We start from the raw sequence: 9,229 nt of genomic DNA on the forward strand, positions 1-9,229 counted from the left end.
GAGCCACCTTGTACCCGGAAAGCGGCAATGATTGACATTATGCTAACGATGAGGAATGCTAGAATGATTAATAAAGCACTTAAAGGAAAGTTCTGGATATCAACATCCTTATATAACGAAGTAAAATAGATTCCTATCACCTCCATCTGTATCCAAATACCCAGGGAATCCGAAGTACTAACCTGGTATCCTTCCGATGTATTTAAAAAAAGAAAGACCCATCTGAAAGATGAGTCAATCCTGTTTTATGCATTTCCACTCTTCCGCCAAAAGCCCATAAACCACATGATCGACATAATGGTCGTATAGCCACTCAGCTTGTCTAATGATCCCTTCTTGTGTAAAACCCAAACGTTCAATAAGATCTCTGCTTTTACTATTCCCTGAAGCTGCATAGGCTTCCACCCGGTTCAGGCCAAGATCTTTAAAGCCGTATTCTATCAGGGCCTTTACCGCCTTTGTCATTATGCCTTTCCCTTGGAATTCCTGACCCAGCCAATACCCTATTTCACCAATTTTCGCAGACTTATTTATCTCATTAAAACCCACAGTCCCGGCGATTTTCCCTCTGTGAATAATGGCAAACGATTTAGGGTAGCCGCCATTTTCTACTAATCCTTTTAATCTCTCCTGTATGTTTTCAGCTGTATCCTGCACGCTTACTTTTTATGTAATCCAGCCAGCCCAGCCACTCCTTTAAATAGGCTTTCGAGGCTATCGTCAATTGGTAAAATTCCTCAGCGTCATCCTTATTCAGCAGTCTCAGAGAAACTTCTTCATCAATTCTATGTGTCAGCAAATCGATTCCCCCCACTGTAAAAGCTTGTCTTTTTGTGATCATGGTCTTAAACTATTCACTTTTTATCTGTAAGGATGGATCCTTTATTCCATAAAGCAGTTACCACATCCATTTGTGCATTATGAGATTTTACTTCTCCTACTATGACTCTTTCCCATAACCTTCGAGGCTGAATTGCTAACGCTGGCTCATCTCTTAAAATACCAACAGCTTTAATGGCGTATTCTCATTTTTTGAGTGTTTGTTTTCACAGAATCTTTTTTTCATACTCCATCAATAGACCCGCTTCACATATTCCTAAGAATGCTCCTTTTGGACACCCCTTTTTCTGACTGTGGGTTCCTCTGCCGAAAATTTCGGTGGTTGCTTCATTCCATGCATCTATTGGAGTTTTACAAGTAAAATTAATTAGTAGTTCTGCCGCTTGAACAGCCGCTGTTCCGTATTTCCCCATCAAGATCCACCCTCTCTTCTTTCGTCTTTGCTTATTATATCGTCCGAATGGAATTTTTTTCTATATATTTTACAGAGTTTTAAGGAGGCAAAAAAATCTGCCTCCTTAAATACTAGATTCCCTGAGATTGATAGTGGCTTCATTTTAGCTTAGAATCACATCGGCAAAGGCAATTATTCGCGGAGAAGCTCCGACTGGAATTGTGGCAATAACGGTGTTTGAAACAGTGTCAGCGACTGCAGCTTCATTACTGAACTGAAGCAAAAAATAAACCTGTGTTCCGTCTGGAAGAATACTGACATCAACAGAGAATCCGTTAAGATGAATGGTATCGATTACGGTGTTTGTACTGGTCCTGATTACAGAAGCATTTAGGGAAGAACCATTTGATATATATCCCACTGCCCCGTCCGGAGTGATCGCAATATCAGTCAGCCTCATCTGCTTTAAGGTTTGCCTTACATAAAGAAAAGCTGGCCCCCATGCAGGAGAGAACCAGCTTTTTCACTTATAAAATTATGCCGCAGCATTAAAGCAATTCCGATTCTAGCCGGAATCCTTCCACGATCACATCATCATCGACCTCTAGCAGCAGGCAGCGTTTTCCTTGATACATGATATATTTTACATTTTTAAGGTCCTTTGGATTGATGGATACATCTGCTATCTTCGTGTTGATGTTGATAGACTTAGGAACCAGGCTGCTTGCCTTAAATTCATGTTTCTCATCATCCAGGACCGATTTCAGGGCATGTTCCACTTTGGGAGCATCTACATTCTCCACACCGCTCACGGTCAGGATCCGCTCAATGTCCCGGGAATCCAGCTTCGGTGATTCGCTTTCTTCGTTTTCTTCATTATCCTGGACCATCTTATCAATTTCCTCATACACATTTGATATGACGCGGGAATCCACTTTTTCACCCATCACTTCTTTTAAAATCAGCTCAAAACTGTCCTTATCTTCCTGGGCAGTCATGATTTCCTCGCAGTTCAGGACATCTTCTATAAAAGTGATATCCGGCTGATTCACTTTTCCGGAGCAATATAGAATATGGTTCACATCTGCCGCATTATCATTGAATGCCGGGAACAAGAAACCAGATAAAGGTGAATCCAGATGAATGATAGGATCGATGGAATTATTCGACCTGAATTCTTTTTCAATATAATCAAACGTCAGAGACTTTTTCGGCTGATTGGTTTTATTCAGACTGCAAAGGATAAATGGACTGGAATACACTTCATCATCCCCGCCTTCCTCCGATTCAAGATCCCGCTTCCGGGTCTGCTTTCTGTACTCTCCGCGGACAAATGTCACAACGGTGTCGAATTCATAAACCGTGTGGGCATACATTTTCCTGACCATCTCGAGCATATATTCAATCCACTCTTCCGTCTCTTCTGCCTGCAGGCTTTCAAAGAGAACTCTCTGGGTGCTTTCTTCTGCATCCCCCCTGAATTTCAGCTCGAATAATTTCCCATCAAGCGGACCGGTCAGCACTTTTTTAAAATTCTTCAAAAACAACTCCTGTGTTTCCTGCTCCATCAATTCAAGCGGCTGGCTCACATAATGGTAAATTTCCCCAGACTCTTTCTTTACATACACATTGAAGATCTCCTGAATCTTCAATAGGTAATTATCTAATTTAAATTGCTTGCGTATATTTGCGATATCTTTTTTATTCATTTATCTCAACTCCCATCCCTAATTATACTGATTAAAAAAGAAATGAGTAAGACTTGATATTTTTTCAATTTGATAGGTTGCAATAAGACAAAAATAAAAAGACTGTTTCAGGCTGCCTCCCTAAACCAGTCATTACATAATATAACTATTTATATTGACTTTTTCCGTTTAATGCCTTAAAGTAATAAAATATTCAAACTATTCAAGCTGTTTCTATCATCCATGCCAAAGATTGACCTCCCAGGCATGGATAATATGAACATAAAGAGAAAGCCCCTGTCCTTCAGCAGCAGGAGCTTTTTCTATTTTATTATAAATTACTAAAAAAAGTAAATGGATTTTTTTGGCCAAATTTCCGGACAGTGAACGTTTCCACACGGCTAAGTTAAATATTTCGAGACTCTGGCAGCTACAAACGCGGCATCGTTTTTAACTCGTTTTTCAGTGCTCGAATCGCAAATGAATAAACTTCAGCATTCTTATAAGGTCGGCTACCCGCTTCATAAAACGGGTCACGCTCTCCCACTTCCTGTCAGGAGCAATTTCCCTATAATAGGGCTCGCTGGAAATGACCTTTATCTTCGGCGACTAGGCTTCAAGGGATTTGGGATTGTTCACGCTGAAGTACATCTTCGCGCCTTTGTTTCCCGTTTTCTCTACGGTGCGATTGGAAATGGTCAGAGCAAATATTTTGATTCTGCATCAAAGTATAGCTCTCCGTTTGGAAATCGGACGGCCATTTCCTGCAGTCCTTTTTTCAATTTGTTTTCCTTAAAGTAGTAAGAGTCTTTTTGGTATGAAAGCAGGGATTGAAATGTTATTTCAAAATGGAAAAATACTGGTTCGGGAACTTGAAGAAAAGGACATACCTCTTCTTGCCAAGTGGCTGTCAGATCCGGCAGTCCTGGAGTTTTATGAAGGACGGGATAACTCTTTTGACTACGAAAGAGTCCGAAACGTATTTTTTAAGGGTGAGGAAGAAGAACGGAAATGCATGGTCGAATATGAGGGTCAGGAAATCGGCTATATTCAATTCTATCCTCTGGATAAGGAAACCAGAGCCTTATATGGCTACAGAGAAGGAGTTGTTTTCGGGATTGACCAGTTTATCGGAGAGCCCTCTTATTGGAATCAGGGAATTGGAACGCTTCTCGTTCGTTCAATGGTTCAATTCCTGGTCGAGCAGGAGAATGCGGACCGTGTGGTCATGGACCCCCGTGCTGGCAACTCAAGGGCTATAAGGTGTTATGAGAAATGCGGATTTACAAAAGTGAAGCTGCTTCCCAAGCGCGAGTTCCCTGAAGGTGACTATCATGATTGCTGGCTGATGGAGTATGCCGCTTCAGATAAAGAGAAACCTATTAATACATAGGCAAAATAAAAGATTAATCCTGATATCTGGTAAGCAATTCAATTGGAATGATACTATCTTAAAAAATACCAAGAAAAAGAGCTTGTAATTCCAAGCTCTTTTTAAGGTGATTTCTTTATGCCGGAATCAGTGATAGGAAGTTCGATGAACGGTCGAATGGAGATAACCACTATTGTTCGAAAACTGGTTATTCCACGGCTGCTGAGAAAAACTAAAGTGATAGTTAGGCCATCCGGTGAAACCCATAGAATTAAATACCCTAAACAAAAGTGCTGCATAGGTATCTATTGCACGCCTTTTATATTTTATATGTAAACAAGTTACCTTTCCCCTCCACATCCTCATTCCAGCAAAATTCATGTGTTTGTCCAGTACCTATCATCTCGCAAATTTATTGACTATATTAAAGGCAGTGATAAAATATGTCGAACAGAAAGAATGATCATGATAAAAGGAAAGTCATCTATAGTGACCCTGAGTACATTGATAACGACATATTTAGAAAAAGAAGTCTGTTCATCCCTTGCTTGATGAGATAAAGCAGGCGTTATCCCGCATAAAGAATATCATGTAAAATGGAATGATAAGGATTAAAAAAGGAAAAAGGCAAAAATGCAATTAATCCAGAAGTACTATTACTGTGATTAATCCTGGAAGACTCTTATTAGATATATTTCTTCCAACCGGAGATTTATTCACTGCGGCGCCCCCTCCTATGATACATAACTACCCCGGTGAACAAGTATTTGGTCCTTGAGACTTCTTCTATCGGACATTTCTCCCCGGCCGAGCCTGAGTTTTGTCCGTTAGACTCCTTCTAATGGACGTTTCTCCTCAGGTGAGTCAGTGGTTTGTCCATTAGACTCCTTCTAATGGACAATTCTCCCCAGCTGAGCCTAAGTTTTGTCCGTGAGACTCCTTCTAATGGACCCTTCTCCCCAGGTGAGTCAGTGGTTTGTCCATTAGAACCTTTTAACAAAAGTCCTTCGTCTTCCCGGCAAGGACTTTCGCTATCACCTAAGTTAAATAAATTCCACCCGGCGCACCCTGATATAAAATATGTCTATTTAATTTGGAACCATTACCGCCTGATCGTACTACATAATATTCGGATTCATCACTTTCAGGTTTTTATCCAGAAGCAGCTGATCGAACACTAAGACTCCTCCCTTACCTTTTTCCTGTCTGATGTTTTGTTCGAGATCCCGAATGTATTCCATTCCGCTTTCATCCCCCCTTCCTACACATTTGATGGGACAGCAGAAGGATTTGTTCATTTTTTTATTCCATATCTTTAACTTTTTATGTATACATGAAGAAAAACCCCCGCTCGTCCAACCGAGCGGGGCCGTATATAGATAGTAGAAGGTGATACTCTCCTTACCTATATTTCTTTTATTTTGTTATACGAATAGTAGGAAGCTGGACAGGACTTCCCTTTGTCCAATCGAGGACATTTTCCTGGGTTTCTCCTTGTGGCACGGTCATGTCGATGATGTGGGAATGCTGGTTGGAGCCGGAGCCGCCGCCAAAATTCCATTGCTCTGTATGTTCGTGGACTTCGCGGACTCCGCCGTTATTTTCCCCGGCAAGCAAGAACGAGAAGCCCCATCCTGGCTGAGGTTCTCCGCCAAGGGCACTTTTTGGCACCGTCAGCACGATGGTCCTGGTACTTTCATCCACTTTGACACCGATTGGAGTTTTTGGGGTCGAATCGTAGTTGTCGTACACACCGGTATTGCCCTGCCAGTTTCCGGTCACCCGGATTCGTTTTTCCCAGCCTGCGTCCGGTCTGAACACGGCGTTCAGATCCTTTATCCAGCTGTTGCCAGAATCCATTTTTCCATCCTCATCAATGTAAATATCAAGCATTTGCTTGGAGAGTCCTGAAGGGCCGCCCCATGGATTGTCGATATTTCCCACTTGCACTTCAAAGTATACATTGGTACTGTCCATGGAAGCTCTGACGTGCTGGATATCAAAGTCACCCTTCTTGAATACTGGATCAGTTGGATATACATAAGAGCCCGGTCCGTAATCATCTCCTGCCGGATCGGCAATATCCAGAAAGGCCGGAAGCTTATAGTTGACATGAATGCTGGCCGTATTCACAGAGCGCTGATTGTCGTAAGAGATGACATCTATCACATTCATCCCTAGGGCAGCGAGTTCGATCTCTGCGGAAAAGCGGCCTTCCGCATTCGTTGTCACCACAGTCCGTTCCTTGCCGCCGGACAGGACAATCGTGGTGTTCGGCGTGCTTGAGCCTGTAATGGTCACATGCGGCTGGGTAACCTCTGTTCCATTTTTCGGTGAATCGATCGTAATTTCAGGTCCTTGTGCCGGACGATGATCGAGATAGCGGTCCGTAACAACCTGTGGTTTCTCCACCGTTTTTCCCTGCTTGATGTCTTCTGAAAGCCTTAGGTATTCTGCCATGGACCATGCAAGAGGCGTCGCGGAGCCGGTTCCTTCTCCAGGCATCAGGCTCCTTTCAGGAAGCGCCTGGCCATCCCAGATTTGTTCTGGAATTAAGCAGCCGTCATTTGCAGTCCCTTCCATCGTCTTTAAAAGCTGTGTGGGACCATACATGTTGGAAGGTTTATTTTTCTTCGCTGTCAGTCCAAGCTCGATCTCATATTGGCCGCGTTCTCCGGATAAAAAGGGCCACGGCCGTCCGACCCCTGTTCCATCATATGGCCCCGCATTCGCTTTTTCTCCGTAGCCGTCATGATTATAACGGTACCAGACCGGACCATGAAGTGAATCATATTTAATAGCCTTGTCAATGACGTCAAGAGATTTGGCGATTAGCGGGTCATCCGCTGAACGGATTCCAAGTCTCACCAGCTCAAGGAAGCCGGCATCCACAATCTCATTTTCCGGATAATCTCCGCCACCATTGTTTATCTGCAGATTATGGCCGTCATCTGGATCTGTATTATCATTAACCCGGAAATAATAGGGCTGCTTTCCACTGGTTAATGGCGCTTTTTTGGTAACAGTCCAGTCTTCAATCTTCTTTTCCCATTCATCTGCTTTTGAAAAATAAACAGCGGCAGAACCTAAGTCGTTATGATCTTTGGCTGCCTTGCCCGCAGTGACCAGTGCTGCAATTTCTGCTGCAATGGTTGAAGGTGAATAGCCTCCCTCCTCTTCCCATCGTTCCTGAGGGGTGGAGGGTCCATTTTTGACAATAAAGTCCGCGGCAGGCTTAATCAAGCTCTGATACCGGCTTTCGCCCGTGTCCCCCAGCTGATGGGCAAGGATAATCGGATATGCGACCTCATCCATCTGGAGACCTCCCCAGTACGGAGAACCATCAAGCCAGGAGTTCTGCGGGAACGAGCCATCCGGCTTCTGCTGGACATAATCCAGATAATCAAGCGCACGTTGTGCCGTGTCTTGATCTCCGATGACAGCGAGAGAAGAAGCCACTTCATACAGGTCACGGGACCAGACGAGATGATAGCCTCCCACACCGCCCTGATCTGCATTCACGGCTTCCCCCCAAGGAACGGTGAGCGAAGCAATCATGGCCCCCGGATGCAGCTTGTCTTCATGTGCTTTTAAGGCCATCGCTGCGACATTGTACTGCGCTGTATCACCGGCTATAGGTTTGCTGAGAGTCTTGATATACTCCTTCCATCCCTTGCTGTAGCTCTCCTCCAAAGCTGGAAAAGGCAGCCGGAGGGAGAGAAGCGTCGATTTTACAGCTTCATTATCTGTTTCACCAAAACCGATCGCGACGGTGAAGGTGCTCTTTTTTCCGCTTCCCTTTCCTAAATCAATCTCCGCCATCTGCGCCACATTCCCATTTTGTGCAGATGTATAAGTGTTCACGAGGTCGAAGTGCTCCTTCAATTCCTTTATGCCGTCACTTGTCCCGGCAAATCCGGAAGTGGCTTTAAGGAATGGCTGGGAGGCTGTTACTGCCATGGCTGTGTTTCCTTCACTGGAGACAAGGCTGACTGCTCCGCCTTTGCTCAAGACCTTTGCCGAATCAGCCATCCCGCTGTTATTGATGCTTGGATTGGCATAAAGCATCAGTTTATAGTCCTTCACATTCCCTTTGAGAGCAGAGAAGGACACCTGGGTCAACACAGTATTCTGAGAGGGATCGGTAATATACGTTTTTTCTATTTTATATTTCTTTTCTTTATCGGTGTTAATCTGCTTATATTCTAAGGCATTGTTTTTGACGAGCTGGATTTCATGGTTGGTATCTTCTTTTTCAAAATCGACAAATGTTTTTCCATCCGTCACGGCGAATTGAAGCTCCTGAAGATTGGCCCGTGTGACATCAGGATAATATACTTCGGACAGAATTCCGTTTGTTAAGGTATACCATACATTGGATGTACTTTTGCCGGATGCAGGATCATAAAATGCGGTGCCTACCCCATTTTTCGCACCTGTTGTCCAGGCAGAGGAAACCCCTGGACTCCCAGGTGCCTCATTACTGGATTTTGCGTATGTGATTTGACCAGATTGCGGAGTGATCGTCAGAGCTGTAATCATCATCCCAGTGAGAAATGCAGCAGAGAATCCTTTGAAACTCTTTAATACTTTCATCGTTTTCATGGGCCACCCCTTTATATAACTCTATTAGATAAAGCGCTTTCAAAAAAATGACTAATCTCCTACACCCTCCTCTGTCTTTTGTGACCTCCGCTCCGATGCCTGTCTTTTTATGTCTACATGTATATAGTAATGGCTGAGGGAAACCAATTCAACTTATAGAATGATAAACTTTGAGAAACCTTATCCAGTATGTTCTGTGAGGGTCCTAAATCAAGTCAACAGTTAATGATGAATCTTTGTATCGAACTTCATTCTACCAGACCATCATTCTTCCCGCACAAATCAATCCGTTTTCTAATGGATTAAACAAAAGTTTCTCCTTCGGACTAC

Annotated in this window: 7 protein-coding genes and 1 pseudogene; 1 reads left to right on the forward strand and 7 read right to left on the reverse strand. The window is 43.5% G+C overall.

All coding sequences use genetic code 11. The features are described 5' to 3' along the window. Positions 1-234 precede the first annotated feature (234 nt). The 5 genes and pseudogenes from H539_RS27540 to H539_RS0101755 all read right to left on the reverse strand — a co-directional run bounded on the left by H539_RS27540 (position 235) and on the right by H539_RS0101755 (position 2,943). Positions 235-657, reverse strand: a complete 423-nt coding sequence (locus tag H539_RS27540) for a GNAT family N-acetyltransferase (protein WP_342663987.1) — start codon at positions 655-657, stop codon at positions 235-237. Next, positions 641-799 carry a hypothetical protein gene (locus tag H539_RS33270; protein ID WP_342663988.1) on the reverse strand — a complete coding sequence of 53 codons (159 nt, stop codon included), beginning with the start codon at positions 797-799 and terminating at the stop codon, positions 641-643. Before H539_RS33270 ends, H539_RS27540 begins: the two co-directional genes overlap by 17 nt. Before the next feature lie 55 nt (positions 800-854). Beyond that, positions 855-1,253 (reverse strand): annotated as a pseudogene (locus H539_RS33355) (DUF6979 family protein). A gap of 144 nt (positions 1,254-1,397) precedes the next feature. After that, positions 1,398-1,694: a YncE family protein gene (locus H539_RS0101750; RefSeq protein ID WP_026692071.1), complete on the reverse strand. Its 297-nt coding sequence runs from the start codon at positions 1,692-1,694 to the stop codon at positions 1,398-1,400. Between the two features lie 88 nt (positions 1,695-1,782). Then, positions 1,783-2,943, reverse strand: coding sequence for a DUF4317 domain-containing protein (locus H539_RS0101755; RefSeq protein WP_026692072.1), 1,161 nt, complete (start codon positions 2,941-2,943; stop codon positions 1,783-1,785). 814 nt (positions 2,944-3,757) lie between these two features. Between H539_RS0101755 and H539_RS0101770 the strand changes: the two genes are divergently transcribed. Further along, the gene (locus H539_RS0101770; RefSeq protein WP_026692073.1) at positions 3,758-4,315 is read left to right on the forward strand and encodes a GNAT family N-acetyltransferase; all 558 of its coding nucleotides are present in this window, start codon (positions 3,758-3,760) and stop codon (positions 4,313-4,315) included. A gap of 1,097 nt (positions 4,316-5,412) precedes the next feature. Here H539_RS0101770 and H539_RS33030 read toward each other — a convergent pair. Both H539_RS33030 and H539_RS27550 read right to left on the reverse strand, forming a co-directional pair. Further along, positions 5,413-5,535: a hypothetical protein gene (locus H539_RS33030; protein WP_281171368.1), complete on the reverse strand. Its 123-nt coding sequence runs from the start codon at positions 5,533-5,535 to the stop codon at positions 5,413-5,415. 175 nt (positions 5,536-5,710) lie between these two features. Further along, positions 5,711-8,899 (reverse strand): glucan 1,4-alpha-glucosidase, encoded by a 3,189-nt coding sequence (locus H539_RS27550; RefSeq protein WP_051348399.1) that lies wholly within the window; start codon positions 8,897-8,899, stop codon positions 5,711-5,713. Positions 8,900-9,229 lie beyond the last annotated feature (330 nt).

The organism is Peribacillus kribbensis DSM 17871 (assembly GCF_000430765.1).
Taxonomy (GTDB): Bacteria; Bacillota; Bacilli; order Bacillales; family DSM-1321; genus Paraperibacillus; species Paraperibacillus kribbensis.